The sequence below is a fragment of the Paenibacillus xylaniclasticus genome, assembly GCF_004001065.1.
GTDB classification, from domain to species: domain Bacteria; phylum Bacillota; class Bacilli; order Paenibacillales; family Paenibacillaceae; genus Paenibacillus_T; species Paenibacillus_T xylaniclasticus.
The window spans coordinates 255,094-281,442 of sequence record NZ_BIML01000004.1 but is presented as its reverse complement, the minus strand read 5'-3'; the positions used below and the strand labels follow the sequence as shown (position 1 = coordinate 281,442).

At 50.1% G+C, this 26,349-nt stretch carries 23 protein-coding genes and 1 riboswitch; of the genes, 3 read left to right on the top strand and 20 right to left on the bottom strand.

Going from position 1 to position 26,349, the window contains the following annotated elements; translation table 11 throughout:
• Positions 1 to 60: 60 nt before the first annotated feature.
• Positions 61 to 282, bottom strand: a riboswitch (cobalamin riboswitch).
• A 157-nt stretch (positions 283 to 439) separates the two neighbouring features.
• A complete protein-coding gene (locus tag PXY01_RS06755; RefSeq protein WP_127568574.1) occupies positions 440 to 883 on the top strand; it encodes a stalk domain-containing protein in 444 nt (147 codons plus the stop codon).
• 10 nt (positions 884 to 893) lie between these two features.
• Here the strand turns inward: PXY01_RS06755 and PXY01_RS06750 are convergent, their stop codons facing one another.
• The 6 genes from PXY01_RS06750 to PXY01_RS06725 form a co-directional block, all read right to left on the bottom strand.
• Positions 894 to 3,191 (bottom strand): heavy metal translocating P-type ATPase, encoded by a 2,298-nt coding sequence (locus PXY01_RS06750; RefSeq protein ID WP_127568573.1) that lies wholly within the window; start codon positions 3,189 to 3,191, stop codon positions 894 to 896.
• A 191-nt stretch (positions 3,192 to 3,382) separates the two neighbouring features.
• Positions 3,383 to 3,697, bottom strand: a complete 315-nt coding sequence (locus PXY01_RS06745) for a rhodanese-like domain-containing protein (protein WP_127568571.1) — start codon at positions 3,695 to 3,697, stop codon at positions 3,383 to 3,385.
• A gap of 53 nt (positions 3,698 to 3,750) precedes the next feature.
• Positions 3,751 to 4,137 carry a helix-turn-helix domain-containing protein gene (locus PXY01_RS06740; RefSeq protein ID WP_164744320.1) on the bottom strand — a complete coding sequence of 129 codons (387 nt, stop codon included), beginning with the start codon at positions 4,135 to 4,137 and terminating at the stop codon, positions 3,751 to 3,753.
• Positions 4,138 to 4,251: 114 nt separating this feature from the next.
• The gene (locus PXY01_RS06735; RefSeq protein WP_127568567.1) at positions 4,252 to 7,335 is read right to left on the bottom strand and encodes an efflux RND transporter permease subunit; all 3,084 of its coding nucleotides are present in this window, start codon (positions 7,333 to 7,335) and stop codon (positions 4,252 to 4,254) included.
• Positions 7,336 to 7,531: 196 nt separating this feature from the next.
• Positions 7,532 to 8,050, bottom strand: a complete 519-nt coding sequence (locus PXY01_RS06730; protein WP_127568565.1) for a DUF4184 family protein — start codon at positions 8,048 to 8,050, stop codon at positions 7,532 to 7,534.
• Positions 7,996 to 8,229, bottom strand: a complete 234-nt coding sequence (locus tag PXY01_RS06725) for a DUF4184 family protein (RefSeq protein ID WP_127568563.1) — start codon at positions 8,227 to 8,229, stop codon at positions 7,996 to 7,998. The genes PXY01_RS06730 and PXY01_RS06725 overlap by 55 nt, the downstream gene beginning before the upstream one ends.
• Before the next feature lie 180 nt (positions 8,230 to 8,409).
• Between PXY01_RS06725 and PXY01_RS06720 the strand changes: the two genes are divergently transcribed.
• On the top strand, positions 8,410 to 9,612 hold the full coding sequence (locus PXY01_RS06720) for an MFS transporter (RefSeq protein ID WP_127568560.1): 1,203 nt from the start codon (positions 8,410 to 8,412) through the stop codon (positions 9,610 to 9,612).
• Positions 9,613 to 9,691: 79 nt separating this feature from the next.
• Here PXY01_RS06720 and PXY01_RS06715 read toward each other — a convergent pair whose 3' ends face one another.
• Together PXY01_RS06715 and PXY01_RS06710 are read right to left on the bottom strand one after the other, a co-directional pair.
• Entirely contained in the window at positions 9,692 to 11,455 is a 1,764-nt protein-coding gene (locus PXY01_RS06715; protein WP_127568558.1) for an ATP-binding cassette domain-containing protein, read from the bottom strand.
• Entirely contained in the window at positions 11,445 to 12,221 is a 777-nt protein-coding gene (locus PXY01_RS06710; protein WP_164744319.1) for an energy-coupling factor ABC transporter ATP-binding protein, read from the bottom strand. The genes PXY01_RS06715 and PXY01_RS06710 overlap by 11 nt, the downstream gene beginning before the upstream one ends.
• Before the next feature lie 242 nt (positions 12,222 to 12,463).
• Here PXY01_RS06710 and PXY01_RS06705 point away from each other — a divergent pair, with 242 nt between their 5' ends.
• Positions 12,464 to 13,087 carry a biotin transporter BioY gene (locus PXY01_RS06705; protein ID WP_127568548.1) on the top strand — a complete coding sequence of 208 codons (624 nt, stop codon included), beginning with the start codon at positions 12,464 to 12,466 and terminating at the stop codon, positions 13,085 to 13,087.
• Positions 13,088 to 13,124: 37 nt separating this feature from the next.
• Here the strand turns inward: PXY01_RS06705 and PXY01_RS06700 are convergent, their stop codons facing one another.
• The 12 genes from PXY01_RS06700 to recA all read right to left on the bottom strand — a co-directional run bounded on the left by PXY01_RS06700 (position 13,125) and on the right by recA (position 26,212).
• Positions 13,125 to 14,288, bottom strand: coding sequence for an iron-containing alcohol dehydrogenase (locus PXY01_RS06700; RefSeq protein ID WP_127568546.1), 1,164 nt, complete (start codon positions 14,286 to 14,288; stop codon positions 13,125 to 13,127).
• A gap of 175 nt (positions 14,289 to 14,463) precedes the next feature.
• Positions 14,464 to 14,949, bottom strand: a complete 486-nt coding sequence (locus PXY01_RS06695; RefSeq protein WP_127568544.1) for a YlbF/YmcA family competence regulator — start codon at positions 14,947 to 14,949, stop codon at positions 14,464 to 14,466.
• A 30-nt stretch (positions 14,950 to 14,979) separates the two neighbouring features.
• On the bottom strand, positions 14,980 to 16,533 hold the full coding sequence (gene miaB / locus PXY01_RS06690) for a tRNA (N6-isopentenyl adenosine(37)-C2)-methylthiotransferase MiaB (protein ID WP_127568833.1): 1,554 nt from the start codon (positions 16,531 to 16,533) through the stop codon (positions 14,980 to 14,982).
• Between the two features lie 208 nt (positions 16,534 to 16,741).
• Positions 16,742 to 17,314 carry a phosphate propanoyltransferase gene (gene pduL / locus PXY01_RS06685; RefSeq protein ID WP_127568542.1) on the bottom strand — a complete coding sequence of 191 codons (573 nt, stop codon included), beginning with the start codon at positions 17,312 to 17,314 and terminating at the stop codon, positions 16,742 to 16,744.
• 101 nt (positions 17,315 to 17,415) lie between these two features.
• Positions 17,416 to 18,282: a 2-oxoacid:ferredoxin oxidoreductase subunit beta gene (locus PXY01_RS06680; protein WP_127568540.1), complete on the bottom strand. Its 867-nt coding sequence runs from the start codon at positions 18,280 to 18,282 to the stop codon at positions 17,416 to 17,418.
• The gene (locus PXY01_RS06675; protein ID WP_127568538.1) at positions 18,283 to 20,016 is read right to left on the bottom strand and encodes a 2-oxoacid:acceptor oxidoreductase subunit alpha; all 1,734 of its coding nucleotides are present in this window, start codon (positions 20,014 to 20,016) and stop codon (positions 18,283 to 18,285) included. It lies immediately after the preceding gene.
• Between the two features lie 191 nt (positions 20,017 to 20,207).
• Entirely contained in the window at positions 20,208 to 21,170 is a 963-nt protein-coding gene (locus tag PXY01_RS06670) for a dipeptidase (protein ID WP_127568536.1), read from the bottom strand.
• Between the two features lie 125 nt (positions 21,171 to 21,295).
• Positions 21,296 to 21,556 (bottom strand): stage V sporulation protein S, encoded by a 261-nt coding sequence (locus tag PXY01_RS06665; RefSeq protein WP_006211249.1) that lies wholly within the window; start codon positions 21,554 to 21,556, stop codon positions 21,296 to 21,298.
• Positions 21,557 to 21,689: 133 nt separating this feature from the next.
• Positions 21,690 to 22,484 carry a TIGR00282 family metallophosphoesterase gene (locus tag PXY01_RS06660; RefSeq protein ID WP_127568534.1) on the bottom strand — a complete coding sequence of 265 codons (795 nt, stop codon included), beginning with the start codon at positions 22,482 to 22,484 and terminating at the stop codon, positions 21,690 to 21,692.
• Between the two features lie 171 nt (positions 22,485 to 22,655).
• Positions 22,656 to 24,197 (bottom strand): ribonuclease Y, encoded by a 1,542-nt coding sequence (rny, locus tag PXY01_RS06655; RefSeq protein WP_127568532.1) that lies wholly within the window; start codon positions 24,195 to 24,197, stop codon positions 22,656 to 22,658.
• Between the two features lie 179 nt (positions 24,198 to 24,376).
• A complete protein-coding gene (locus tag PXY01_RS06650; RefSeq protein ID WP_127568530.1) occupies positions 24,377 to 25,054 on the bottom strand; it encodes a RecX family transcriptional regulator in 678 nt (225 codons plus the stop codon).
• A gap of 96 nt (positions 25,055 to 25,150) precedes the next feature.
• A complete protein-coding gene (recA, locus tag PXY01_RS06645) occupies positions 25,151 to 26,212 on the bottom strand; it encodes a recombinase RecA (RefSeq protein WP_127568528.1) in 1,062 nt (353 codons plus the stop codon).
• Positions 26,213 to 26,349 lie beyond the last annotated feature (137 nt).

Genomic DNA, 26,349 nt, shown 5'->3' with positions numbered 1-26,349 from the left:
ACGCCAACAATCGTACGTGCTTAACGCTTATCCAACTCCTCCCCTAATTCCACGTAGGTAGCAGTGTTATCGAGGCAGGCAGGTATCCTGACTTAAAGCCCGCAGCCGGCGTCTTCCCAGTATAAACCAGTGACAAATGCCGAAGCGGTTGCTCGTCTAAGCTTTAGACAAGCGCTTCTTACAGTGGCGGGTCCGTGCCGGATTTACACCGGACTTCCCTTTTAAGCTTGCATGGCTGGAGCAATCGCCAGCTTGCAAAGCACCTGCTCGAATATGCTATTCATTTTTTGACTTTGTTAATATACCACCAGTTTGTCGGATTTGTCCATCATGTTCCTGCCCAATCGTTCCATATATTCGCAGGTTACGAAACGTACTATGTTTGATATCTTTATTACGAGGGTAATACGTTTAACTTGCACTTCTTAGGAGGACGAATATGAAAATTGCGAAAAGTATTGTATCTCTGGCGGTAGCCGCTGCCCTTATTGTGCCCGTTATGCCTGCTCACAGCAGTGCTGTTAAGTATACAGCTATTAACAATGGATTGCTGCAAAATAACCGGATGCTCATACCGCTTCGCGCAGTTGCTGAACAGCTAGGCGCTAATGTCGACTGGAACAATTCTACCAAAACGGTTACGATATTCAAAGGAGATGCAATGATCGAGCTAACGGTTAATTCCGACACCGTGTACATCAACGGCATGGAGATGACTATTGATGTGCCGCTCGTACAACGTTCCAGTGTAACCTATGTTCCGCTCCGGTTCGTCAGTCAAGCGCTCGGTGCGAAGATCGAATGGAATCAATATCTCAAACGGGCGACCGTCTTCTATAACGGTGATCGGATCGACATTACAGCTGAGAAGCGTCATAGCTAAGCCTGCTCGGCTATTGGCCAATCATTCTCAGCTTCCAACGAAGCCGGATGGCATTGCTAACGACAGACAGTGAGCTGAGCGCCATCGCGGTTCCGGCCATCCAAGGCTCCAACTTACCAATTACCGCGCTCGGAATAACTGCGGCATTATAGATGAAGGCCAGAGCAAGATTTTGTCTTACATTGCGCATTGCATGTCTGCTTGCCATCAACGTGTCCGCTACACCGGTCAATCTGCCATGAACAAGTGCGACTTGACCGGCTCCCATAGCGGCGTCTGCCCCGCCTCCGATGGCAAAACCGACATCGGCGGCCGCCAATGCAGGCGCATCATTCCAGCCATCGCCAACCATCGCAACGGCTCCACGCGCTTGCTGGAGTGACCGTATGAGCGCAAGCTTCTGCTCCGGCTTCAACGATGCATGTGCCTCATGAATCCGCACCTTTGCACTAACCGCATTAACAGCCGCTGCTCGGTCACCTGAAGCAAGCAGGACTCGAATGCCGAGCCTTCTTAAGCTGGCGACAGCTGCGGCCGCTTCCGGCCGAATCGTGTCAGTTAACGCGATTGCTCCGGCGCAATGCGCTTCATCAAATACATACCAGATCGTATCCCCTTTCCGCTCCCTCTCTTCAGCAAAGCCGCGAATCTCCTCGGATATGCTCCAGCCTCGCTCTTTGACTAAGTCATATCCACCGACCACAATATTTCGACCGTTCAAATTTGCAGACGCATATGAAGTTAAATCCAATCGATGCGCTCGGCTCGGCCTAGTCCCATAACCGCTTCCTCGATCGCCGCTTGACTTAGCCGCAGCGCTCCGTACGGCTGAGGCGAACGGATGCGAGGCATTCGCCTCAGCCGCAGCAGCAAGCCGAAGCAGTGCCGCAGAGTGCACCACCGGTGAATATACGGCGGACACCTCTGCACGGCCTTCCGTTAGCGTACCCGTTTTGTCGAAGACGACAGTCTTCAATCGAGCCAGCAGCTCCAGCGCATCCGCCTGTTTGATCACAACGCCCCGCTTAGCAGTTGCTGCTGCTGCTGCAGCAAGCGACAGCGGCGTTGCGAGCCCAAGTGCGCATGGGCATGCTGCGAGTAGAACAGCAAGCGCTCGCAGGAACGATGCTTCACTCTGATAGCCAGTCCACCAAAAATAATTTATGACAAACGTGATAGCTGCCAGCATAAGCATAATCGGAACAAAAATTCCGGCGAGTGCGTCCGCTTTACGCTGTATCGATGTTTTGGAGGCGAGCGCCTCCCGCATCATCGCGTTCAAACGAAAAAGCGCTGTCGATGAGCCGCTAGACTCAACGATGACAATTACCGAATTTCGTAAATTCATTGAGCCAGCATAAACCTTGTCACCTTGCTTCTTAAGCACAGACCTGCTTTCTCCGGTCAGCAGCGATTCGTCCGTCTCCGCATCATCACTCCATAACGTACCGTCAGCTGGAAATCGTTCACCAGGGGCGACCACAACCCGATCACCAGGCGTTAGGGCATCGGCTGCTATCTCAGCCGTGGTCTCTCCTCGAACTATTATCGCCGTCCTCGGCTGAAGCGCAGTATATCCGCTTAGCTCCGCAGCCGTCCTGCCTGCCGCCGTGGCTTCAATCCATTTGCCTATTAGCACAGCAGTAATGACGACAGCCGAAGTCTCAAAATATAGCCCATTGGCGCCGCCATGGAACATCATGTAATGACTATACAAATAGGCAGCCGTTGTGCCCGTGACGACCAACACGTCCATATTGGCAGATTTTTGCTTTATTGCGTAGTAAGCTCCGTAATAGAATGGCGCAGCAGGTACGAATTGAATAACTGTCGCCAGTGCAAGTTGAACCCAACCATTCATCAGCCAAGTGGGAATAGGAATGAACGATAACGCTTCATAATGATGAGCCATCGGTAGCAGTAAAGGAACAGTGAACAGCACAGACAGCAGAACGCGGGTGAGCAGCATACGCCTCTCCCGCTCGTCAAAGGCTGAATTCGTCCCTGATACACAGTGGAAGCCAAGCTTGCGGATTGTTGCATGAATGGCAGTCTCTGTCACTTGATCAGGCCAATAGACGATCCAAGCCGACCGTGAAGCATAGCTGACTGCGCTCTGCAGTACGCCGGGCAGTCTCCCGACCGCCTTCTCGATCCGGACTGCACAAGCTGAGCAGTGCATCCCTCCAATCCGCAGGTGAAGCGCAGTTGGTTCATATAAGCCTCCGCCCTGCATACTCTCTACTTCGATATCTGAGCCCTGATCGGGATGCAAATCGGCAGGCGCCTCGAGCATCTGTTTCGTCATGGAGGCCAACCTCCTTTATGGCTTTACGGTGCATCTAATCCGCTTCAACCATTGTATGAGCGTCAGAGAGCGGTCATGCCATCCTGTCCAATAGAAAGAAGCACGTTATCGAAAGAAGCAGCAGTTCTCCCCCATAAAAAAAGATCTTGATCCGCTTGTTTAGCTGATCAAGATCTTTATTTCTAATCATACTATTCGCCTTCAACGACACTTCCATTCCAATTCAGCATGCCGCCCTTGACATTCACAACCTCGAAGCCTTGTGCCGCCAAATATTCGCATGCGCGGCTGCTTCGATTACCGCTCCGGCATATGATAATATAAGGCTCTTCGCCTTTTGTCGTCAGCTCGCCCAGCTTAACTGGAAGCTGCGACAACGGGAAATTGACCGCTTCTGCGATATGGCCGCCCTCCCATTCGTCCGGCTCCCGGACATCGATCAGGTACAGCTTATCCCCTTGCTCCAGCTTGCTCCGCAGTTCGTCTGTGCTGATTTCTGTATACATGCTCATCTCTCCTTCGGCTTGCTACTAGATCAGTATTTCTTTGTCGCATTGTTTTACTCTTTATTGTCGTACCTTGTGAAGTATACATGTCTCAGACAATACCCTCTAGTCGTCGCTACTCGATCACATCCAGACACACGGCATAGTGTTTTCTCAAGTTTAGCGTAATTCTCAGATTCCACAATGCTAAATATATCCGACACAGGTCGATCAACAAACTCAGCCATCTTTACCGCAACAATATAGGATGGAGCTGTATTCTTCAGCTTCATCTGTGAAATTGTCGACGGTGATACTCCACAATACTCCGCAATATCCTCATACATATCACTATATTTCATACCTTGCTGCTCATAATGCTTTATATAATGCTCCGCAAGAACTTGCTTTACATGCGACACAAGCTCATACCGCATGTTTTTCTTTTTAATCTCCGTCATTTCCATATCTCCATACCGACAGGCTATGAATGACCTTCCTAGTCACCCATAGCCTTTCATGTTGATAGCGGATTGGACTATGCAATCCACTCACTGTGATTCTATATACAACTATTAATCTGCCGTTCTATCCTTAAACTTCCGTTTGCGGTTAATGAGCTCATAAACCATAGGTACAAAAATGAGCGTCAGCAGCGTCGAGCTTGCCAGACCGCCAATAACGGTAACGCCAAGACCTTTGGAGATGAGGCCGCCGGATTCGAAGCCAAGCGCAAGCGGCAGCAAAGCCCCAATCGTGGCAATTGCCGTCATCAGAATCGGACGTAGGCGCGTTCCGGCTGCTTCGATCAACGCTTCGCGTACTTCCAGACCTTCCTTCTGCTTCTGGATAACGCGGTCGATCAAGACGATTGCGTTCGTAACAACGATACCGATCAGCATAAGCATGCCGATCATTGCCGTTACGCTAATCGTCTCACCAGCAATGAACAAACCGACCAACGCACCAATAATGGTGAACGGAAGCGAGAACAGAATCGTGAACGGTGTTGCCGCTCCACCGAACGTAATGACAAGCACGAGATATACGATCGCAACAGCCGCTAACATCGCGAGGATAAGCTGCGTGAACGCTTCTATCATATCTTCTGTCGCACCGCCCATCTCCGTCGTAACACCAATTGGAAGCTCCATGGCGTCGAGCTCCTTCTGCAGTGCATTCGCCACCTTCGTCAAATCCGCTTTCACCGCATCAGCCGTTACTTCCGCATACACTTTATCGTCACGGCGTGTAATCGTGTTCGGCGACTCGCCTTCTTCAACTTTTACAACATCCTTCAGTGCAACCGGAACGCCAAGCGGCGATTGAAGCGTCTCGTTCTTCAGATCTTCAATGCCGTTATACGTTTTCTGCTCAACATGAATGTAAACGTTCAGCTTCTCGCCATCCTTCTCAATCGTCGTGAGCTGCTGCTGTTGACGAACTGGAGACAATGCCATAGCAACTTGACCGGCCGTGAGACCATATTGACTCAGCTTCGCTTGATCTGCGACAAGCTTATACTGCTTGTAAGTTTTCGCCAAGCTTGTATCGACGTTCGTCAAATCTGGGTTGCTTCTCCACTTCTCCTCAATTGAACTAACAACCGTTTGCAGCGTCTCCATGTCTGGTCCGTATACGATGAGCGACATTCCGCTGCCGCCAACCGAGCTAGTCCCGCTAAAGTCCTGCTGCTTCCATTCTCCTTTGCCGCCGAGACCGAGGAGCATATCGATGACCGCTGTTTTCTCATCGTCGAACTTCGGTGTATCTTCATCATAGGTCAAAAATACGAGCGCCTGCTTCGATGCACCTGGGTTCATCGGATTGCTGCCGCCAACCGTGTATTGAACCAAATTAACTCCGTTACGTTTAAGCAGCTCGGTCTCCGCCTTCGTGGTCATCTCAACCACTTGCTCCAACGTCTCACCAGGGGCCGGGTTATAGGTGATGATCATCGATTTGTCTTCTTCGTCAGACAGGAAGCTAAATCCGATAAGCGGTGTTAGCAAGCCGCTGCCAACAAGGAGCACGATTGCAATTAATGACGTAATCAGCTTATGATTTAGCGTCCAGCGAAGCAAGCTGCGGTAACCTTGGGCAAGGCGACCCGGTCTATCCTCGTGATGCTTCACATTTTTGAGCCCTTTGCGGAACATCATATGAGCCATCATCGGCACAACTGTAATTGCAACAAGCAGTGAGGCAAGCAGCGAGAATACGATCGTAAGCGCGAATGGCATAAAGATCTGGCCAATAACGCCCGTTACAAAGCCCATTGGCAGGAATACTGCAATCGTAACGATCGTTGACGACAGAATCGGAATAAACATTTCTCTCGTCGCGGACAGAATCAACTCTTTACCCTTCAGCTTCTCATTTACGAGCGACATCCGGCGATAGACGTTCTCGATTACGACAATCGAGTCGTCGATAACGCGGCCAATTGCGACCGTCATCGCACCGAGCGTCATAATGTTAAGGGTAATATCCATACTGTTCAGGAACAACAGCGCAATAAAGATCGACAACGGAATCGAAATAACCGCAATAATCGTAGAACGAATATCGCGCAGGAACAACAATATAATGACAATGGCGAACGCCGCACCGACAAATGCTTTGCTCACCATCGTGTTAACGGAATCCTCGATCGGTTCGCCTTGATCGAATGCCGTAACGATCTCGAGCCCTTCGTTCTCGTCCATCAATTTCTTCGCGATGTCCTTCACGTTGTTCACGACATCAACCGTATTATCATCCGCGCCTTTCACGACGGAGATGCCGATTGCGTCTTGTCCGTTCGTACGGGAAATCGACTCCGCACTGCCAATGATGTCCAGATCAGCAATTTCAGAAAGTTTCACCGTTGGAAGACCTGTCGAAGAAGCTACCTGCTGCCCATCTCCCGCTCCACCAGTAACCGGAAATTCAAGTGCTTTCAGTTGTTCCTCCGTCCAGACGTTACCGTCGACAACGACCGTATTTTCTTCGCTGCCGAATGTGAACAATCCAAGCGGAGCGGACATTGCCGAGCCTTGAATGACACCTTGAACCGTCTCCTGCGTCAACCCGTATTGCATCATTTTATCCGGCTTGAATGTCAGCTCGGCTGATTTCACATGCTGACCTGAGATTTGTACCGATGCTACGCCTTCAGCCCCTTCGATCTTCGGCAGCACCTCCGACTCGACAAGCTTCGTTAGCTGTTCAAGCGTCAAGTTTTTGTTGGAAACAGACAGTGACAAGACTGGGAACGCATTTAAGCTGAGACGGGAAATCTCCGGCTGCTCAACCCCTTCTGGGAATTTCAGCCCGCTTAGCGCCTCAGTGACTTCAGCTTTCGCCTTCTCCATATCTTTGCTGAAGTCATACTGAATAACGACCGACGACGCATTCTCCATGGAAGTAGACGTTACGAGGTCGACTCCGTTAAGATTGCGTGTACGCTGTTCGATCTGCTTCGTCACATCGTTCATCACTTCTTCTGGCGAAGCTCCAGGATAAACCGTCGTTACGCTGACGATCGGAATTGTAATGTCCGGAAGGATCTCCATCTTCATCCTTGTTCCGGAATAAATACCAGCAAACAATACAATAATCGTCATAATCCATAATGCAAACTTGTTGTTTAGTGAAAAACGGATGATACTTGACAAACACTTCCACTCCTTTTCTTTTCTGTTTTTACATGAATCGACATAATATCAGTCTAACGAATAAATCTACTGATATCATAACGTTCATTGATTAGCAATTTCCAACACATTTCTTACAACTTTCTTAACGATTCGATTCGTAAGTAAGGACACGAATATTACAACAACAGAGAGATAATGCCCAGTTAATACCGATCTAGTGTTCAATTGGTGTTAACACTAAACCGAAACGAGCAGCGGCTAATGAAAGAAAATCAAGCTTTAATGCCCACATCAAAGTGAGCATTAGCGTAACAAGTATCAAGCCGAGGCTCAACTGCTGCGCTTTATGGGTTAACACCATGATCGAAATTGACGCCACACCGGCAGCCGCTGCCGAAAATGGTGCAACAGCCCATACATGTAACAGATATGGCGACCACATGCTGCTTAGCTTAACAATCAATACAGTAATCCCGATGATACCGACTCCCGCCCAGTGAGCGATCCATCCATATTGGAGATCGAGTTTTCTCGTCCTGTATGTATCGACTCGGCTCCAATATTCTTTTCGCCAGCGAATCCAGTCCCTATACAACCATGCACCAATTAATCCCGCCCCGATAACGGAAGTCAGATATTGAAGCCATTGAAATATGTAATCCCCCATAATAGGTTGCCTTAGCCATACAATATGCTGGACGAACCAGCCAGACCGATGGGACCAGGCATCCATAAATAAATGGGTACCGAAGCCTGCGGTTGATGTCCGATCTTGCCGACAGCCTCCATCCTCACGAAATATTCCAGATCGGGAGCCATACTCCCGAGCACGATGCCTGGCAGCACCAGCTTGCCCGGTAACAGCCTGCGAAATGGCACTGCGAAGGCAGGGTGGAATAACGTAAATGGCATACTACACGCTCCAATTCGACTTTAATCGATAGGATTCTGCTGTCCAGTACTTTCATTACTATCTAAGCTACCCCATATACGAAAGGCAGGAGCGAAAAGATTCATTTATTCCTGACAATCTGCCATTTCCGTTGTAAAGTATAGGATAGATCAACACTAGGCAGGAGGCATTCATTTAAGATGACAACCGGTAATCGCAGCAGCAATACAAAACAACGGATTTTATTCGGCATAATGACGGTATTATATTGGACATCCATGTATATGTATGTTCCGATATTATCCCCATATCTGTCATCTCTCGGCCTATCTCTCAGCATTACCGGCATCATTCTAGGGAGCTACGGCTTTGTCCAGATGCTCGTCCGTTTCCCAATTGGATTATGGTCGGATACGATTGGTCGACGCAAGCCGTTTATCGTGCTTGGACTCGCTGCCGGCGCATTGAGCTGCCTGCTGTTTATTATTCCCGGGGGATATGGCTGGCCACTGGCAGGCCGAGTAGCTGCCGGGGTATGCGCATCGACTTGGGTTGCGTTCACCATTATGTACGCTTCAATGTTCGAGCCTGGCGAATCATCCACCGCAATGGGCCAAATAAGCGCGATGACAGTGACAGGCCAGCTAGCCGGGATGGCGCTAAGCGCTCCGCTAGCGGACAGTGTCGGCTGGTCCGTACCATTTCTTGTCGGAACCGGTGCAGCTCTAGTTGCTCTTCCGTTCGTGTGGAGCATACGTGAACAACCGGTATCGGCGGATGAACGTCCGCCCATGTCACTCCAATTGCTAGGCAATGTCGTGCGTGAGCCTACATTAGTGCGCGCTTCGATTCTTTCCATTCTGGTGCATATGATGCTGTTTATTTCGATGTTCGGTTTTACGCCGCTTAAAGCGAAGGAGCTCGAAGCAGACGGCTGGCTGTTAACGGCTATAGTATTCGCATTCATGGTCCCGCACGCTTTGGCTTCGCTCATGATGAAGAAGCTATCCGTTAAACTCGGAGAATGGCGTCTGCTGCAGCTTTCCTTTCTATTCGGCGCAGCGGCCACTATTATGATCTCGTACAGTCCTTCTCTCGGATGGCTAGCCGCGACGCAAGCAATCAATGGCTTCATGCAAGGTCTCATTCTGCCGATGCTGCTCAGCCTTGCGATTCGGGATGCACATCCTCGTGAACGGGCTACAGCGATGGGCTTCTATCAAGCCGTCTATTCGATCGGCATGTTCGCCGGTCCGTTCGTCGCCGGCTGGATCAACGACGAATGGGGGATCAATAGCGGGTTTTGGCTGGGCGGATTAGCAGGTACCGCAGCCGCAGTTCTATCCCTCATTTGGGGGATCGCATCACATCGGCAAGCCAAGACGGCAATACGAGCCGAATAGAGCAGCAAAGATTCACGTATCCAACCATAACAGAAGGATCTGCAAAGGCTGGCGACTGCCTTATCGGGTCCTTTTGTGTTTAAGACACTACGGTTTGAAGCATGAACATGAAAGCAAACAATAAAGTAAACAATACCACCATAATATAGTCAGCTTTCGTCCATCTTAGGATGAGCGCTCTTGTCGGCGTAATGCCTACTCGTCCGAAGCCTCTTGCCTCCAGCGCATTGGTCAGCTCATCCGCACTACGAAGCATCCCATGCAGGAATGGCGCTAATACGGTATAAATCATCCGCGCCGGCAGTCTGCCAGGTCTAGTCGCCAATTTCCCCCTTGCAAGCGCAATCCGGACGAATCGATCCCATTCGTTAATGAGCATCGGTACGAACCGAAAAATAAGCGCAATCGTCAAAGCGGCTTGTCTAACCGGAACGCGGAACCGTTCCAGCCACCCAAATGTCTGCTCCAGCGCTCGCTGAAGCCGTAGCGGCGTTACCATTGCCGTGATCGGAAGCCCTGTCACCATAATGACGAACAGCTTGCTAAGCCGGAAGCCGGTGATGAGAGCGGCGTCAACGCTAAAGCTTAGTGGATTAATGTTAATACCAGCGAATAGCACGAAAATCATAATCATCCGAATATACATGACGACGGCTCCACGCCATGGCGCAATCGCTGATGAGAGCGGCCTCCATACGAATAAATAAGCGATAAGGGTGACAGCGAGCAAACCGTACCAGCTCTGCTGAAGCAGCGCTCCGGTTGCGAATAAATAATAACTAACAATAATCGCTCTCGGATCATACCGGTCATCCCGAACGGGAGCAGACGGCCACCAAAATGATCGCCACATACTCCTTCCCCGATCTGGTATGACCTTGGCAGCTTGCGAAGGTTCGGCGGGCGGAACGAAACTCTCCATGGAGTGCTCATCTAGTGATGTTTCATTCTTCGTGATATATAGCTTCTCAGATGAAGCTGTACACGTTTGGTTTCCGTGCAGCTTCGACGCTAACGCTGTTGCTAGCTCACGGGGCGCCGCCCAAGGCGGACCTCCTCCGTGAACTTCAATCCCTGACTCGCGCAGCTGTCGGGCTACCGCAAGTGGCTGGGGCATGCAGGACTCTGCTGTACCTATAATCTTAGCATGCTCGATAGCCGTCCTAATCGCGCGAATTCGTCCCGCTTCCACAATAATAACGGTATCCGCAAGTGGAAGCAGCGCTTCGATATCATGGGTGACGATTAAAGCACCGCCTCCACGAGCACGGTGGGCGGATAAGATGGATCGCAGCTGTGTTACGCCGGCCATATCTAGACCCGCTGTCGGCTCGTCCAGCAGCAGCCATTCCGGCTCCGTAGCGAGCAGCATAGCGAGCGCCAGCCTCTTCTGTTGCCCGCCGCTCAGCGTCCTCGGATCACGGGTCAAGAACGGCAAAGAGGCTTCCAAACCGGCTGCCTCAAGTGCCTTCATCATTCGCTCATGCAATGCTGGCTCTTTCGCAGCCAGACGGTAAGGGCGGAGCGAATACCGAAATTCTTCGGCTACAGTCGGCAAAAACCATTGCGACGACGATTGCTGGAATGAGATTCCTGTTCGGAGCAATACGTCTCGGTTCACTCGGCGTCCCTGTATAAGCGGCAGCCCGCCAAGCGTTATTGTCCCTTCCTCTACTCTTCGCAGACCGGCAATCGTTTCAAGCAGCGTCGTCTTGCCGGCTCCATTCGGACCGATTAGTAGCGATATCGTTCCGTAATCCAATGAAGCGTCTATTCCGTTCAAAATATCAGTGCTGCCTGCTCGGACCCGAAGACCCGTTATGCGCCAGCTGTTATTGACCATAGCTCTTCACCGCTTTCGCTAGCTCGGATGCCGTAAGCGGCATTGACGGCTGCAGAACGATACCCTCGGCCTGAAGCGCCCATACCGTTTCTACAATATAAGGTGCTTCGATCCCAGCCTGCTCGCAAGCGCTTGGCATGTTCACGCTTGGACGGATGAAGAACTGTTCGGCCGAACCATCATAGGTTATTCGTCCGTCTTTGAGCGAGACGATCCGATCGCCCGGGCCAATCTCCTCAAGCCGCTGCGTCACCCATATGACGGTCGTGCCCGAGTGATGAAGCGCCCGAACGGCCTTCAAGACCGTGTCAGATGCATCGGGATCGAGCATCGAGGTCGGTTCATCGAGCAGCAGCGCATCAGCCCCGCTAGCGATACACCCGGCTATCGCGGTCAGCTGCTTCTGTCCGCCGGACAATCGCGCAATGGGCGATGCTTGATGCGCCTCTATTCCTGTCCTCCGGAGCGCAGCCTGAACACGAGGGGCTATTTCTTCTGCCGGTACCCCTAACTGCTCCAATAACAGCATCGCATCCTCGCCTGGTGTCATCCCGACCAATGATGCTTCCGGGTTCTGCATTACAAGCGGAGTGAAGGAAACAGCTTTACTGCTTTCGTATGCATGATGTCGAGCGCGAATCGAGCCTGTCGCTCGCCAGCTGCCATAACCAGCGAGCAGCCGCGCCAACGTGCTTTTGCCGCTGCCGTTCGCACCAACAAGAAACACCCACTCGCCCGGTTTAATCGTTAAGTTGATTTGATGCAAAAGCTGTCGTTCTTCTACCGGCTTTCTGTCCGCGTCTTCTATTCTAGCATTCGGAATAGAACCCTCTATTAGGGACGGTGCATGCACGAATAAATCGACATCTTCCAATTGCCATCGGAAATCGTACAAAAAAATTCACCTAGCCTCTTCCTATATAAGCAAACGTGTGCTATGATTCTTTTTGTTAACCAACAATATAATAAATAGGTTAACATATACTTTGATACTGAGGAAGGTGCGTCATGCAAAACGGATCGATTCGTAGTATTGTTTACACAGCCCTGTTCTCTGCACTCTTCATCGCTTTAAGCTCTGTTTCATTCAAGTTAAGCTTCAGCACCGTACCCATCACGCTCCAGATGCTCGCCGTCATGCTTGCCGGCGCATTTCTAGGTCCCCGGCTCGGCTTTGCCAGCATCTTCATCGTCCTGCTCTTAACAGCTGCCGGACTTCATCTGCTGCATGGCGAAGGTGGAATTGCCTACATAACTGGACCAACTGGCGGCTATTTAGTCGGTTTTCTGCTTAGCACCATTACGATTGGCTGGCTTGTCGGCAAGCTGCTCAATAGCCGATACAGCAGCAATCGCTTAGCTCTGATGGTCGGTCTGTTCCTTATCTTCGAGGTGTGCGGCTCGCTGCTATGCTATGTACCGGCTATACCTTGGCTCATGCATACAGTTGAGACGTACTCCTTTAACAAAGCAATGGTCAAGGGCTGCTTTATTTTCTTACCTGGCGATGCTATCAAATCCGTATTGGCGACGGCGCTCACCATGTCACTGCTGCCCGTCGTGAAGATGATACGTCCCCGTAATTCATACGAACCAATTCCTTACCAAAAACAAACAGGGATGAGCCACTAACCGGCTCTCCCTGTTTGTTTATATACCGGGTGCCGAATTACAGAGACATCCGGTAAATGTTCATGACGTCTTCCTTTGTCAGCTTACGGAAATTACCGCGTGTACCTTCGCCTACCGCTTTAAGAGCCATTTCTTCGAAACGGCTGTCGTCGATATTGTAATCGGACAATCGTGATGGCGCGCCGATCGAATTCCAGAAGCTGCGAAGCGCCTTAATGCCCTCTTCTGCGATCTCCCGGTCGGAACGTCCGTCCTCACGAACACCAAATACGTTAACAGCGAACTGCCGGAACCGAGCAACATTATCGTCAAGTACATATTGCATCCAGTTCGGGAACAAAATCGCAAGTCCGCCCCCATGCGGGATGTCATATACGGCAGATAGGGCATGCTCCATATCGTGATTCGCCCAATCGCCGACTGTCCCCATCGCCAAAATACCGTTCAGCGCCATTGTACCGCAATAGAGAATCGTTTCACGGTACTCTAAATTGCCCAAATCGTTAACGAGCTTCGGCGCTGTTGCAATTACTGCACGCAATATCCCTTCCGCTAGACCATCTTGAACCGGCGTATTGCTGTCATGATGGAAATACTGCTCGAATACATGCGCCATCATATCAACCATACCGTAGACGGTATGATCCTTCGGCGTCGTGACGGTATTCTTAGGGTCCAGGATCGAGAATGCCGGATATACATGCGGGCTTCCCCAGCCTACCTTCTCCACCGTCTCCTCATTCGTAATGACGGAGTTTAAATTCATCTCCGAGCCGGTTGCCGCAAGCGTCAATACCGTACCAAGCGGCAGCGCTGACTTAACCGGTGCTTTACGCGTAACACAATCCCAGAAGTTACCATCATAATGAGCAGCGGCTGCAATCGCCTTCGCGCAGTCCAATGTACTGCCGCCGCCTACTGCGAGCACCCATTCAATACCGTCACGTCGAATTATTTCCGCTCCCCGATGAACGGTCGATAGACGCGGGTTAGGCTCTACGCCTCCCAGCTCACTAACAGTGCAGCCGCTTTGCTCGAGCTGCGCCATTACTTCGTTATACAACCCATTACGTTTTATGCTGCCGCCGCCATAGACAAGCAGCACCTTCTTACCATATTTCTCAACCTCATCCGCGAGGTATCTAAGCGTGTTCGCTCCAAAATACAATCGAGTCGGATTATGAAAGACAAAAGGTTTCATTCTTGATCGTTCGCTCCTCTCCATATCGAAAGCTCAAATCAACTTCCATTATATACGAATTGCTCGGAAAAGCCCAAGCGTTACACTCATCGTTCTAAATTCTACACCCTATAAAAAAGACAAGTCCTGCTCCAAAGGAAGGTCCTCGGATAGAACTCGTCAAGTAATCTTGTGCTTAATTGCTGCAGTCCGCTGGCTCTTCCGCAGCGCTTGCACCTTCGACCTCAAGCTTCTCCGCCACCGTATCACGAACGATGCCGATTACAAGCTGGAGCAGGTAGTTAATGTCCGATTGCGATTGCTGGAACTGGGCAACGACCGGAATGCCGTCCAGCTCATCCTGCAGTTCTTCCATCTCCTGCTCAATTTTTTTCACCATGGCTTCATTCTTGAACGTCTTCTCGAATGCAACAGCTTCCTTCTGCTTCTTCTTCAAGAGCGCCATAATTTCTTGAACGCGTTCGTGACCCTGAATGAGCTTTTCCGCTTTACGGTAACGCGTTACTTCCTCAGACGAATAAATCAAATCGGCAAGCTCCTTTGCCTTCTCCATCACGTCCTTACGGACAATCAAATCCCGCGTATGAAAGCTTGGAATGCCGCATCCGCCACTGTGTTCGTGGTCGTGGCCCCCGCATTGATGCGCATGCTGCTCTGCCATTGATAATCGCTCCTATCGTCGTGTGTCGTATTAGGACACCGCTTCACTATTTAATATTGGTTCAGCTTTAATATACCAAGTTTGCGGCTCCGTCACCCGAACATGGATCAGTTGGCCAATCCATTCCTTCGGTCCTTCGAAGTGAACGAGTTTATTCGTTCTGGTACGCCCCGACAAAACCGCGGAATTGTTCTTGCTCTCGCCTTCCACGAGCACTTCTACGATCTGACCGCGAAGCTTCTCGTTACTTTTACGTCCGAGCTCCGCCATCAGATCGTTCAGACGGGTTAAGCGCTCTTTCTTCACTTCAATCGGTACGTTATCTTCCATACCGGCTGCCGGCGTGCCTTCGCGCGGCGAATAAATGAAGGTGTAAGCCGAATCAAAGCCAACCTCACGGACAAGCGACATCGTCTCTTCGAATTGTTCATCTGTCTCTCCAGGAAAACCGACAATGATATCCGTTGTTAAGACAACATCCGGGATCGCAGCTTTAATCTTCTTCACGAGCTCCAAATAGGTCTCACGGGAATATTTCCGGCTCATCCGTTTAAGTATGGCTGTGCTGCCCGATTGTACAGGCAGATGAATATGCTCCACTAAGCTGCCGCGACCTGCCAGCACTTCGATCAGATGATCGTCAAAGTCGCGAGGATGGCTTGTCGTAAACCGAATGCGCGGAATATCGATCTTCGCGATGTCTGCCATCAGGTCACCAAATCGGTACTCGATATCTTCGAAATCTTTGCCATACGCATTCACGTTCTGCCCAAGCAGCGTAATTTCCTTATAGCCCTCGCGCGCCAGCTCGCGCACCTCGGCGATCACGTCCTCCGGACGGCGGCTCCGCTCCTTACCTCGTGTATACGGCACGATGCAATACGTACAGAACTTATCGCAACCATACATAATGTTGACCCAAGCCCTCAGCCCTTCACGCTTCTTCGGCAAATTCTCGATGATGTCGCCTTCCTTCGACCATACTTCAACGACCATCTCTTTGTTGAAATATGCATTCTGCAGCAGGTAAGGAAGTCGATGAATATTGTGCGTTCCGAACACGATATCGACGTGCTGATGCTTCTCGAGTATTTTGCCGATGACAGACTCTTCCTGAGACATGCAGCCGCATACGCCCAGCAGCAAATTCGGACGCTCACGCTTCAGCGTCTTCAGGTGTCCGAGCTCGCCGAATACTTTATCCTCTGCATTCTCACGAATCGCACACGTATTAAGCAAAATCAAATCGGCTTGCAAACGGTCGTCCGTCTCCACGAACCCCATTTGCTCCAGCATGCCTTTCATGACCTCAGTATCGTGCTCGTTCATCTGGCAGCCATAGGTTGTAATCATGTAACGCTTGCCTGCACCCAGTCCGCTTACTTCCTCCGCAATAGTGAAATCACGGTGCACGAGAATATCCTCTTTGCCCCGCTTCTTCTCTTCACGATAGTTCGGCGCCGAGTTAATTTGAATATTGCGGCCGTTAATTCGATAAGTCGTCGAATGCTCGTCCCGGTTCACAACTTTCGCGTTGCTGAAATCAAAATATTTGGAGTAGTCCTTCGTCGTCTCCTTCGTCATGGTAGGATTCACTTCTCCTCATCTATACAATCATAAATTACGAATATGATAAACGGATTCACCATCATGAAATTATACCATTACGACAAAGGAATATCCATAAAGTTTAAATGACAGTTGTAAAACTCTTTCCAGTGTCCAATCAAAAAAAGCCGCATTAAGGTCATATAACCGTTAATGCGGCAGGTTCGCTGCTCTATGTATCGTGCTAATCGATAATTTCCGCCATCTGTCCGTTCTCTACACCAGCTGCATTCGCTTCATCCGTATCGATATGCATGTCCAATGCAAAATCCGGCGATACGCGCGCGATGACGTTCTCGAACACGACTCCACGATCTCCCCCAACACGGACACGTAGCTTTTGCTTATCTGCAATGCCCCACTTCTCCGCGTCGCTCGTATGAAAATGAATATGGCGGGCTGCCACGATAACGCCTTCTTCAATCGTCACTTCTCCCGCTGGACCTTGTATCGTAATGCCGGCCGAGCCTTTCGTATCGCCCGATTCACGTAATGGCGCCTTCACACCTAATGCAACGGCATCCGTGCGGGACACTTCGAGCTGCGTTGCTTTACGTGCTGGACCAAGAATACGTACTTTCGGGAAAGATCCCTTTGGTCCGATGACCGCTACTGTCTCATTCGCGGCATATTGTCCTGGCTGTGACAGCGGCTTCAACTCCGTCAGCTGATAGCCTTGACCGAACAACAGCTCGACATGCTCCTGTGATAAATGAATATGCCTTGCCGATACGCCGACTGGAACCTGCTTACTCATAGTTATCGCCTTCTTTCTACCTTCTTCATCCATATTCGCCCTCATACAAGTAAAAGGCATACGCCCAACGTAAATGGCCGTATGCCTTATTATACTGATAATTATTTGAACTCGGCAACCAGCTGATCGAATGATTCACGGCTAATATTAAGCGACTGGTGTGCCAACGGCTCTTCCTTGAAGCCTACGATCATGTCCTCATAGCATTTACGATCCTTATTCTGGTAGATCAGTCCAGTCAGCATGCCGCCCGTCTCCATAATCTTCGTCATGGCAGCAATACGGTTCAACGGATCGTAATCTGGGAATTCATTCAAATTAACGATATGTTCTTTAAACCAATCGTACGTATTGATCTTGTTAAACGTTACGCAAGGGCTGAATACGTTGATCAGCGAGAAGCCCTTGTGCGCTATAGCCTGCTCGATAAGCGAGGTCAGCTGCTTCAAATCGCTGGAGAACGACTGTGCGACGAAGGTTGCGCCTGCAGACAATGCAATCTCAAGCGGCGACAGCGTGGACTCGATTGAGCCTTCCGGCGTCGACTTCGTCTTAAAGCCTTCTGCGCTGCGCGGAGAAGTTTGACCTTTGGTCAAGCCATAAATTTGGTTATCCATGACGATATACGTAATGTCAAGATTACGACGGATCGCATGAATTGTATGACCCATCCCGATAGCAAAGCCGTCACCGTCACCACCAGACGCGATTACAGTAAGATCACGATTTGCCAGCTTCACGCCTTGCGCGATTGGCAGAGCCCGACCATGTATGCCGTGCAAGCCATATGCATTAATGTAACCTGAAATCCGTCCCGAGCAGCCGATCCCTGAAATAACTGCAAGATTTTCCGGTTCCAAGCCAACGTTAGCCGCCGCCCGCTGAATTGCAGCCTGAATCGAGAAGTCGCCGCAGCCTGGGCACCAGTTCGGCTTAACGTTATTACGGAAGTCTTTGAATGTTGCCATCTATTTCAACTCCTTGCATGCTTTATACACTTCAGACGGCAGGAACGGATTACCGTCATATTTAAGAAGGTTATGAATTTTGTCAGCGTAACCGGCATGCATCTTAATTTGTGAAGCGAGCTGCGCCGTAGCATTATTCTCTAGGACAATTACCCGTTTGGCGCCGTTCAAATAAGCAGACAGCTCCTCAGCCGGGAATGGTGCAATCTGGCGAATCATCACATGGTTTGACGTAATGCCATCCGCTTCGAGTCTGCGTCGTGCTTCATCAATCGTGCCGCCCGTCGAGCCCATCCCGATGATCAGCAAATCCGGATTCGAATGCGTTGCATCTACCCGAATCGCATCGCGTATACGCAGACCATTCAGCTTGTTAAGCCGTTTATCCATCATTTTCTTCCGGTTAACCGCGCTCTCGGAAGGGCGTCCGACCTCGTCATGCTCGACGCCGGTCACATGGTGAAGACCACCCTTCTCACCCGGAAGCACGCGAGGTGAAATTCCGTCCTCTGTCAGCTCATAGCGTTTGAACAGTGCGTTATCTTCAGACACGGGCACATTCGTTACGAGCTTGCCGCGGTTAATATGAATCGAATCATAATCAAACACTTCACACGATTGCTTACCGAGCGATAGCTGTAAATCCGTCATGACGATAACAGGCACTTGATATTGCTCCGATACGTTGAATGCCTCAATCATGTCATAGAAGCAGTCCTCGATCGACGCTGGGGCGATAACGACCTTCGGAATTTCGCCGTGGGTTCCGTATACCATCGCGTTCAAATCGGATTGCTCCTGCTTCGTCGGCAAGCCCGTCGAAGGCCCGCCGCGCTGCGTATCGACGATGACAAGCGGCTGCTCCGTCATGCCGGCTAGACCAATCGCTTCCATCATCAACGACAGACCAGGACCAGCCGAAGCCGTCATCGTCCGTACGCCGGCATAATTCGCACCGATTGCCATCGTAACAGCTGCAATTTCATCCTCTGTCTGAATGACAGTGCCGCCGAATTTAGGTAGCTTCTTAATTAGATATTCCATTATTTCCGAAGCGGGTGTAATTGGGTAAGCAGACATAAGACGGCAGCCTGCTGCGATCGAGCCGAGACCAATCGCCTCGTTACCGATAATAAACAGCTTCTGCTTACCGTCTGCTTCCTCCAGCTTAAATTCATCCAGCGGTCCGCCCGCTTGCTCAAGTATGAACTCAGCGCCGCGCTTTACTGCCTCAACGTTTTTCTCAACGATTGCCTGACCCTTGCGTCCGAATTCTTCTTCTACCGCTTTATTAAACACTTCAAGCGGCAGCCCAAGCAACGCCCATGACGCTCCAGAGGCCACCATATTCTTCATAAGCGAAGTGCCGAGCTCTTCGGCGATAGCCGTAATCGGCACCGCGAATAAGCGCGCGTCGATGCCTTCAGGTATAACAGGATTAAATTTCGCATCCGCTACGACCACACCACCCGAGCGAAGCTCATGCGCGTTAAGATCAATACTTTCTTGGTCGAATGCGACAAGTATATCAAGATCATCGGAAATGGCACGAATCGGCTGTGTACTGATTCTAATTTTGTTGTTCGTATGCCCACCTTTAATACGCGAAGAGAAATGGCGGTAGCCATACAGGTAATAGCCAAGGCGGTTAAGCGCTGTGGAAAAAATACGGTCTGTACTTTCAACGCCTTCCCCTTGCTGTCCTCCTATCTTCCAAGACAATTGACTAATCAAAACGTCCATCTCCTCTTTGTTAAGAACGCAACTGCATTCAAAAAGTTCAAAAAAATTGTTTATTAATAATGAATATCATTTAAATTTTATGAGAGGTGGAATGAAAATGCAAGTTATGCACTCGAATTAATTTATCATTCTTTTCGATGCTGTTCATATGGATTCGACATCTAACTTGCCCATCACTCCCTTTATCCGTGCGGCAATCGGTCCTCAAGAAAACGAATCGCATTACGGGATGTAACGTCGCGTACCATGCTTTCCGGAAAAGCTCGAAGCATTGCATCAATAAGCTTGGACACATCACCGGGGCTGCGAAGATGATCCACGTATTGATCAATTCCGTCAAAATCAGAGCCAAGCATGAGATGACGAGCCCCACCAAGCGACGCGATATAGTCCATGTGGCGGATAACATCATCAATCGCTGCCCCTCCACCATCCTTCACGAAGTACGGAACATAGGTTACCCCAATTCGTCCGTCTATCGCGATAAGCGCTCGAATCTGATCGTCGGTCAAATTACGAGGATGCGCGCAAAGCGATCTCGCATTGCTGTGAGAAGCAATAAATGAGCGCTCCGCCAGCTCGGTAAGCTCCCAGAACCCTTTCTCCGAAAGGTGGGAAACGTCCAAAATAATGCCAAGCCGCTCACATTCCTCAACAAGCTTGCGCCCCTTTGCCGTTAAGCCGCCCTGACGGGGCTCCATGACGCCATCAGCTGCCCAATTGGCATGATTCCAGGTCAAGCCGAGCGCCCTCAGCCCCAGATGGTATAGCAGCCGCAGCATCGTAAGATCGCCCTGCAGGCTGTCGACACCTTCCAATGACAATAACGCGCCGATACGGCCGCCAGCTACTGCGGCTTTCAAATCAGAGGCTGTTCGAATTAACGTAAGATGCGGATTTCTTAATATTTTTCCATAAAATAAGTCAACGCTTTTCCAGATCGACTCTTTATCCGCAAGTCGATCAGGCACAAAGATGGCAAACGTCTGAAGCACCGTATCTGAAGCAATCAGCCGATCAGGTGTTACATCCAGCAGACCGTTCTCATCTGTCACAAAATCAAGCTCCTCATGCTCAAGCAGCTTCCAGAGCGCATCGCAATGAAAATCGACGACAGGCAGCTGCGGATTGCTCTGGGTAGTCATACGGCACTCTCCTTTTTAATATGCGATATGCGCATTGTCATACATGCAAAAAACCTGCTTACAGCGTACGTAAACAGGTTCATCCATCACACTTCCACTTCCATCCAACTCTATTGACTACCTATTCATCTTGGCTCCACAATCAATTTAATGGCCGTCCGGTCTTCTCCATCAATTACGATATCTGTGAAAGCGGGAATGCAGATCAGATCTACCCCGCTCGGCGCGACGAAGCCCCTTGCTATCGCCACCGCCTTGATCGCCTGGTTCAACGCACCAGCCCCGATAGCCTGCAGTTCGGCGCCGCCACGTTCTCTCAACACACCCGCCAGCGCGCCAGCAACAGAGTTTGGATTGGACTTTGCTGAAACTTTTAATACTTCCATGAAAAAGTACCTCCTCGGGAATGATGGATGGATTCCACTAATTATAAATATTCGAGGGAGGCAGAAAGATTCCTTCTTTTATGGCTTGCACTTTGCAAAGTATTCCGAATTGTTAGACAATTGTCAGATTGAACTAAAAAAACATTAGCGTTTCTTCTGTCTGGCGTATCTTTACAATCGATGTCGCTTTCCCGGTCGCCTCATCCGTCTCTACAAGCACGGCATGGAAATGCCAATCCCCTTCATCGACGATGAAGCGTGAAGGCAGCTGAGTCAAAAACTTACGGAGCACAGCTGTCCGCTCCATACCGAGCACGCCGTCTCGAGGGCCGACCATTCCGACATCCGTTAAGTACGCTGTCCCTTCCGGCAATATCCGGTCATCATTCGTTTGTACATGCGTATGCGTACCGACAACGAGCGTCGCTCTCCCGTCCAAATGCCAGCCCATTGCAATTTTCTCTGATGTCGCCTCAGCGTGGAAATCGACGAGAATATGGTTCGTCTTCGATCGCATCTCCTCGATCAGTTCGTCTGCCTTGCGGAACGGACAATCGATTGGGGGCAGGAACGTCCGGCCTTGCAAATTGATGATCGCAAGCGATTTGCCGTTAGCTTTAATGAGTGCGGCACCTTGCCCCGGCGCTCCTTGAGGAAAGTTAGCCGGGCGGACTAGACGCGGCTCGTCATCGATCCATTCGAACAGATCTTTATTGTCCCATGTATGATTACCCATTGTAATGCCATGTACACCTGAATCGAACAGTTCCTTCGCAATAGATGCTGTAATACCTCTCCCTGCTGCCGAATTTTCCGCATTAGCAATAATAATGTGCGGATTATATTTCGTCTTTAACGCAGGCAACACTTTTTTGACTGCAGCTCGTCCTACACTACCGACGATGTCTCCAATAAACAAGATTTTCACTTGGAAATCCCTCCATAAATATTAGGGAATGGGTCCCCTTAAACTCCTTACTCTACCCTCAGACAAAGCTTCCTACTAGCAACACCTGAGGCTAGTATGTACGAACAAGCGTCCATACAAACGACGAAAGTGGCTGGTTAGCAGCCACTTTCGTCGTTTGCACCGATTCAATTATTTGGCGTATTCGACCGCGCGCGTTTCTCGAATTACCGTAACCTTGATGTGGCCCGGATAATCGAGCTCGCTCTCAATCTTCTTCGTAATATCGCGTGCTAAGCGGAATGCTTCCGTATCGTCGATCTTATCAGGCTGAACCATGACACGTACTTCTCGGCCAGCTTGGATAGCATACGATTTCTCAACACCTTCGAACGATTCGGAGATATCCTCAAGCTTCTCCAGACGTTTAATGTATGTCTCCAGCGTCTCACGACGTGCTCCTGGACGTGCTGCTGACAACGCGTCAGCTGCTCCGACGAGCATTGCGATGACCGAGGTCGCTTCGCAATCACCGTGGTGGGAGGCAATACTATTAATAACTACCGGATGCTCTTTATACTTCTTCGCTAGTTCAACACCGATCTCAACGTGCGAGCCTTCAACCTCATGGTCGAGCGCTTTGCCGATGTCATGCAGCAAGCCAGATCGCTTGGCGAGTGTAACGTCTTCGCCGAGCTCCGCTGCCATCAGACCCGTCAAATAAGCGACCTCCATCGAATGTTTAAGCACATTCTGACCGTAGCTTGTACGATATTTCAATCGACCCAAAATTTTGATCAAATCCGGGTGCAGCCCATGTACACCAACCTCGAAGGTAGCCTGTTCCCCATATTCGCGGATACGTTCGTCCACTTCCTTACGGGATTTCTCGACCATCTCCTCAATACGTGCCGGGTGAATTCGTCCATCAGCTACAAGCTTCTCCAAGGAAGTCCGAGCGATTTCTCGACGGATCGGGTCAAAGCCCGACAATATGACCGCTTCCGGCGTATCGTCGATAATGAGATCGATACCGGTCAATGTTTCCAAAGCGCGAATGTTTCGACCTTCTCGACCGATAATACGGCCTTTCATTTCTTCATTCGGCAACGCAACAACCGACACGGTCGTCTCCGCCACGTGATCCGCCGCACACCGTTGAATCGCCAGCGAAATGATGTCGCGCGCCTTCTTATCCGCTTCTTCCTTCGCTTGCTGCTCGATCTCTTTAATCATTTGCGCCGTTTCATGGCGCACTTCCTGCTCGACGTTGGACAAGATGATACTGCGTGCATCCTCCATCGTAAGGTTAGAGATTCGTTCGAGCTCGGTCACTTGCTGCTTGTAGAGAACATCGATCTGCGATTGTGTTTCCTCGATACGTTTCTCCTTGTTGGCTACTTGCTCTTCTTTGCGCTCAAGCGCTTCTAACTTTTTATCCAACGCCTCTTCCTTCTGCTGAAGACGACGCTCCTGACGCGATGCTTCGCTGCGCCGTTCGCGGATGTCACGCTCAGCTTCGGAACGGAGCTTGTGGACTTCATCTTTCGCCTCAAGCACAGTTTCCTTCTTCAGCGCTTCCGCTTCTTTCTTAGCACTGTCAATAATGACAGTTGCGGCATGCTCAGCGCTTTGAATTTTGGCTTCGGCGATCGATTTGCGAATGAAATAACCAATCCCAAAGAAAATCGCACCAACAACGAGAACGATCAAGATCCATACAGCCGTGTGCATCTTGTTCACCTCCTCGTTGCATACCAAGTTCAACGCTTGGGATGATATTTTGTTTTCTTAGCCGGTTCCATACCGAATAATCGACTAAACTTAGTTGAAATAATCTGTTCGAATCAATTTTTGGAAGGAAAATCGATTCAAAAAGAAAGAATACAAAATCATTTTATCTTTTGACAAAATCAATTGTCAAGCCAAACTGAATCATCGTCATCGAGTTCGGCCTCCGCTGCCTTCATCGCGCGCTTAACAGCTCGTCTTACAACTTCTCCAGGAAATCCGCGCCGAAGCAGAAATTGTGTTATTTTGCGGTACTTATCGGAAGACTCACCTGATATCGAACGCCAACGCTTCTCTGCAATCCGATCGGCGGCCGACTGCTCTGCTTCTTGATCAATATTTGCGACTGCGGAATCCGCTGTTCTTCGGTCCACTCCTCGCAGCGTAAGCTCCTGTTTAATCAGCAGCCTGCCCTTCCCTCCGGCTCTTACACGGCTCCTCGCGAATCGGTCTGCATAATCCGCATCATCGATAAGCTTCTCCTGCTTGAGCCGCTCGATTGCATATGCAATCGATTCTTCTTCGAGCTCTTTACGAGTTAAGTAACGTTCAATTTCTTTGCTTGTCTTTGGACTAAAACCTAAATAATATACAGCAAGTGCATAAGCACGATAACGGTTATCATCCCGGATAATATCGGCCACTGCTTCGGGCGATAGCTCCGTACCTTTGAACAATCGATAACGGATCAGCAAATCTTCATGGATAGACAAAGCCGGCTCCACTCTGCCATCCACATAGATGAGATAACGTTTCCGGTTCTTGCTGTCCAGTTCGACGGATGTAATCGTGTAGTTCACTGCATCCTCCTTGCGAATGTAGAAAAGGCACCTTATACAAGGTGCCATATCTATATCCGTATCCATATCATTCCTAACCCATGGACACAAACTATATTAGACCAGTTCATCAAAAAGTGGCTCTTCCTCTTCTTCACGCTCGGCAGCTTCAGCAGCAGCCTTAAGAACCGTCTCCGACAGCTGCGTCGCTTGACGAATTTGCGAATCGATCGCAGCCGCTACTTCCGGATGGTCCTTCAGGAACTGCTTCGCATTCTCACGGCCTTGACCGAGACGGTCGCCGTTATACGAGAACCAAGCACCGCTCTTCTGAACGATATCAAGCTCAGTACCGATATCGATCAAACTGCCTTCACGGGATATGCCTTCGCCGTACATAATGTCCATCTCTGCTTGCTTAAACGGAGGCGCTACTTTGTTCTTTACAACTTTAACCCGCGTGCGGTTACCGACAACGTCGTTGCCTTGCTTAATCGACTCTACACGGCGAACGTCAAGACGAACGCTGGAGTAGAACTTCAATGCGCGGCCGCCCGGCGTCGTCTCAGGGTTACCGAACATAATCCCAACCTTCTCGCGAAGCTGGTTAATGAAGATCGCAATCGTCTTCGACTTACTAATCGCACCGGACAGCTTACGAAGTGCCTGCGACATGAGTCGTGCTTGCAGACCAACATGCGAATCGCCCATCTCACCTTCGATCTCCGCCTTCGGGACGAGCGCTGCTACGGAGTCAATAACGATAATGTCAACCGCACCGCTCCGTACGAGTGCTTCCGCGATCTCAAGCGCCTGCTCACCTGTATCCGGCTGCGATAGGAGCAATTCATCAATGTTGACGCCAAGCTTGCTCGCATACAGCGGATCGAGAGCATGCTCCGCATCGATGAAAGCTGCCTGTCCGCCAACCTTCTGCACTTCAGCGATTGCGTGGAGTGCAACCGTCGTCTTACCGGAAGACTCCGGTCCATACACTTCAATAATACGACCACGAGGAAATCCCCCGATGCCGAGGGCAATATCTAAAGCAAGTGCGCCGCTCGAAACGACCTCGACTTGCATATGCGTCGATTCGCCTAATTTCATGATGGAGCCCTTACCGAACTGCTTCTCAATCTGACGGAGTGCCATTTCTAACGCTGCGCGACGATCTGACAACTAACTCACATCCCTTTACTATTTATAGATTTATAATAGCTTATTTCGAATCGGTTGCCAAGCATTTTTTCGAACATACATTCGCTTTTTTATTTCCAAGCCCAGCAGACAGTCATTCAGAAAATAAAAAAACCGCA

What these genes read in the sequence shown, in the direction of transcription:
- PXY01_RS06755 (WP_127568574.1), top strand. Translation starts at nt 440, where the DNA reads ATGAAAATTGCGAAAAGTATTGTATCTCTGGCGGTAGCCGCTGCCCTT.
- PXY01_RS06750 (WP_127568573.1), bottom strand. Translation starts at nt 3,191, where the DNA reads ATGACGAAACAGATGCTCGAGGCGCCTGCCGATTTGCATCCCGATCAG.
- PXY01_RS06745 (WP_127568571.1), bottom strand. Translation starts at nt 3,697, where the DNA reads ATGTATACAGAAATCAGCACAGACGAACTGCGGAGCAAGCTGGAGCAA.
- PXY01_RS06740 (WP_164744320.1), bottom strand. Translation starts at nt 4,137, where the DNA reads ATGACGGAGATTAAAAAGAAAAACATGCGGTATGAGCTTGTGTCGCAT.
- PXY01_RS06730 (WP_127568565.1), bottom strand. Translation starts at nt 8,050, where the DNA reads ATGGATGCCTGGTCCCATCGGTCTGGCTGGTTCGTCCAGCATATTGTA.
- PXY01_RS06725 (WP_127568563.1), bottom strand. Translation starts at nt 8,229, where the DNA reads ATGCCATTTACGTTATTCCACCCTGCCTTCGCAGTGCCATTTCGCAGG.
- PXY01_RS06720 (WP_127568560.1), top strand. Translation starts at nt 8,410, where the DNA reads ATGACAACCGGTAATCGCAGCAGCAATACAAAACAACGGATTTTATTC.
- PXY01_RS06715 (WP_127568558.1), bottom strand. Translation starts at nt 11,455, where the DNA reads ATGGTCAATAACAGCTGGCGCATAACGGGTCTTCGGGTCCGAGCAGGC.
- PXY01_RS06705 (WP_127568548.1), top strand. Translation starts at nt 12,464, where the DNA reads ATGCAAAACGGATCGATTCGTAGTATTGTTTACACAGCCCTGTTCTCT.
- PXY01_RS06700 (WP_127568546.1), bottom strand. Translation starts at nt 14,288, where the DNA reads ATGAAACCTTTTGTCTTTCATAATCCGACTCGATTGTATTTTGGAGCG.
- PXY01_RS06695 (WP_127568544.1), bottom strand. Translation starts at nt 14,949, where the DNA reads ATGGCAGAGCAGCATGCGCATCAATGCGGGGGCCACGACCACGAACAC.
- miaB (WP_127568833.1), bottom strand. Translation starts at nt 16,533, where the DNA reads ATGACGAAGGAGACGACGAAGGACTACTCCAAATATTTTGATTTCAGC.
- pduL (WP_127568542.1), bottom strand. Translation starts at nt 17,314, where the DNA reads ATGAGTAAGCAGGTTCCAGTCGGCGTATCGGCAAGGCATATTCATTTA.
- PXY01_RS06680 (WP_127568540.1), bottom strand. Translation starts at nt 18,282, where the DNA reads ATGGCAACATTCAAAGACTTCCGTAATAACGTTAAGCCGAACTGGTGC.
- PXY01_RS06670 (WP_127568536.1), bottom strand. Translation starts at nt 21,170, where the DNA reads ATGACTACCCAGAGCAATCCGCAGCTGCCTGTCGTCGATTTTCATTGC.
- PXY01_RS06665 (WP_006211249.1), bottom strand. Translation starts at nt 21,556, where the DNA reads ATGGAAGTATTAAAAGTTTCAGCAAAGTCCAATCCAAACTCTGTTGCT.
- rny (WP_127568532.1), bottom strand. Translation starts at nt 24,197, where the DNA reads ATGCACACGGCTGTATGGATCTTGATCGTTCTCGTTGTTGGTGCGATT.